Source organism: Scandinavium sp. (assembly GCF_036271055.1).
Lineage (GTDB): Bacteria > Pseudomonadota > Gammaproteobacteria > Enterobacterales > Enterobacteriaceae > Scandinavium.
In genome coordinates, this window is the sequence record NZ_DATBBJ010000097.1 from 1 (window position 1) to 1,747 (window position 1,747).

Below are 1,747 nucleotides of genomic sequence, written 5' to 3' on the forward strand. Positions count from 1 at the left end.
GAAGAAATAAGGTAGGAGGAAGAGATGGAAACTTTAGCTCAACATCGCCATGCTCGTTCTTCTGCTCAGAAGGTTCGCCTTGTTGCTGACCTGATTCGCGGTAAGAAAGTGTCGCAGGCCCTGGACATCCTGACCTATACCAACAAGAAAGCTGCGGTATTGGTCAAGAAAGTACTGGAATCTGCCATTGCTAACGCTGAACACAACGATGGCGCTGACATTGACGATCTGAAAGTCGCGAAAATCTTCGTAGACGAAGGCCCTAGCATGAAGCGCATTATGCCTCGTGCAAAAGGTCGTGCAGATCGCATCCTGAAGCGCACCAGCCACATCACTGTGGTTGTGTCCGATCGCTGAGACTCTGGAGACTAGCAATGGGTCAGAAAGTACATCCTAATGGTATTCGCCTGGGTATTGTAAAACCTTGGAACTCTACCTGGTTTGCGAACACCAAAGAATTCGCTGACAACCTGGACAGCGATTTTAAAGTCCGCCAGTACCTGACTAAGGAACTGGCAAAAGCGTCCGTATCTCGTATCGTCATCGAGCGTCCGGCTAAGAGCATCCGTGTGACTATTCACACTGCTCGCCCGGGCATCGTTATCGGTAAGAAAGGCGAAGACGTAGAAAAACTGCGCAAGGTCGTAGCGGATATCGCTGGCGTTCCTGCACAGATCAACATCGCCGAAGTTCGTAAGCCTGAACTGGACGCAAAATTGGTTGCTGACAGCATCACTTCTCAGCTGGAACGTCGCGTTATGTTCCGTCGTGCTATGAAGCGTGCTGTACAGAACGCAATGCGTCTGGGCGCTAAAGGGATCAAAGTTGAAGTTAGCGGCCGTCTGGGCGGCGCGGAAATCGCACGTACCGAATGGTACCGCGAAGGTCGCGTACCGCTGCACACTCTGCGTGCTGACATTGACTACAACACCTCTGAAGCGCACACCACTTACGGTGTAATCGGCGTTAAGGTATGGATCTTCAAAGGCGAGATCCTGGGTGGTATGGCTGCTGTTGAACAACCGGAACCGGCTGCTCAACCTAAAAAGCAGCAGCGTAAAGGCCGTAAATAAGGAGCGTCGCTGATGTTACAACCAAAGCGTACAAAATTCCGTAAAGTGCACAAAGGCCGCAACCGTGGTCTGGCGCAGGGTACGGATGTTAGCTTCGGCACTTTCGGTCTGAAAGCTGTTGGCCGTGGTCGTCTGACTGCACGTCAGATCGAAGCAGCACGTCGTGCCATGACACGTGCAGTTAAGCGTCAGGGTAAGATCTGGATCCGTGTATTCCCGGACAAACCAATCACCGAGAAGCCGCTTGAAGTGCGTATGGGTAAAGGTAAAGGTAACGTAGAGTATTGGGTTGCCTTGATCCAACCAGGTAAAGTCCTGTACGAAATGGACGGTGTACCTGAAGAGCTTGCCCGTGAAGCATTCAAGCTGGCAGCAGCGAAACTGCCGATTAAAACCACCTTTGTAACTAAGACGGTGATGTAATGAAAGCAAAAGAGCTGCGTGAAAAGAGTGTTGAAGAGCTGAACACCGAGCTGCTGAATCTGCTGCGTGAGCAGTTCAACCTGCGTATGCAAGCGGCAAGTGGCCAGCTGCAACAGACTCACCTGCTGAAGCAAGTGCGTCGTGATGTTGCACGTGTTAAGACTTTACTGACTCAGAAGGCGGGTGCGTAATGACCGATAAAATCCGTACTCTGCAAGGTCGTGTTGTCAGCAATAAAATGGAGAAATCCA

The 1,747-nt window shown here is 51.1% G+C and carries 4 protein-coding genes; all 4 read left to right on the top strand.

The window, feature by feature from the left end:
- Positions 1-24: 24 nt before the first annotated feature.
- From rplV to rpmC, 4 genes are read left to right on the top strand one after another with little or no spacing between them, the layout of a single operon-like run.
- Positions 25-357 (top strand): 50S ribosomal protein L22, encoded by a 333-nt coding sequence (rplV, locus tag VH187_RS20045; RefSeq protein WP_002919773.1) that lies wholly within the window; start codon positions 25-27, stop codon positions 355-357.
- A 17-nt stretch (positions 358-374) separates the two neighbouring features.
- Complete coding sequence (gene rpsC, locus VH187_RS20050; protein ID WP_006817277.1) at positions 375-1,073, top strand: 30S ribosomal protein S3; 699 nt, start codon at positions 375-377, stop codon at positions 1,071-1,073.
- Positions 1,074-1,085: 12 nt separating this feature from the next.
- Positions 1,086-1,496: a 50S ribosomal protein L16 gene (gene rplP / locus VH187_RS20055; RefSeq protein WP_002438716.1), complete on the top strand. Its 411-nt coding sequence runs from the start codon at positions 1,086-1,088 to the stop codon at positions 1,494-1,496.
- A complete protein-coding gene (gene rpmC / locus VH187_RS20060) occupies positions 1,496-1,687 on the top strand; it encodes a 50S ribosomal protein L29 (protein ID WP_008457158.1) in 192 nt (63 codons plus the stop codon). The genes rplP and rpmC overlap by 1 nt, the downstream gene beginning before the upstream one ends.
- The last annotated feature ends 60 nt before the right edge of the window (positions 1,688-1,747 follow it).